Below are 727 nucleotides of genomic sequence, written 5' to 3' on the forward strand. Positions count from 1 at the left end.
TTATTGACAACTACGAAACTGTAACTTCTATATCGACAGATGCTACTACCGGCGCCGTTACCTTCACCGATGAGAACGGAACTACCACAACCCTTGATGTTGCTGCATTGGTAAAAGCTCAGGAAACCGTCACTACTTTAGTTGATAACAACGACGGAACGCTTACTTATACTGATGAGGATGGGAATACCACAGAGATTCTACTTTCTACCATTATCGACAACTACGAAACTGTAACTTCGGTTTCAACAGATGCTTCTGCCGGAACTCTTAGCTTCACCGATGAGGACGGAAATACCACAACCCTTGATGTCGCTGCATTGGTAAAAGTCCAGGAAACGGTCACTACCTTAGTTGATAATAATGACGGAACAGTTACCTATACAGATGAGGATGGCAATACCACAAAGATTCTTCTTTCCACCATTATCGACAACTACGAAACTGTAACTTCGGTTTCAACAGATGCTTCTGCCGGAACTCTTAGCTTCACCGATGAGGACGGAACTATCAGTACGTTTGATGTTGCTGCATTAGTAAAATTCCAGGAAACGGTAACTACCTTAGTTGATAATAACGACGGAACACTTACTTATACTGATGAGGATGGGAATACCTCAGAGATTCTTCTTTCCACTATTATCGACAACTATGAGACTCTGACTTCAATTTCAACAGATGCTTCTGCCGGAACTTTTAGCTTCATCGATGAGGACGGAAATACCAC

1 pseudogene is annotated in these 727 nt (G+C 42.4%); it reads left to right on the forward strand.

Annotated features, from left to right (window positions below):
* A pseudogene (locus ACQ93I_RS17230) lies at positions 1-727 on the forward strand (hypothetical protein); the annotation flags it as partial.

Origin of the sequence: Salinimicrobium sp. WS361 (genome assembly GCF_050750585.1) — a bacterium.
Taxonomy (GTDB): Bacteria; Bacteroidota; Bacteroidia; order Flavobacteriales; family Flavobacteriaceae; genus Salinimicrobium.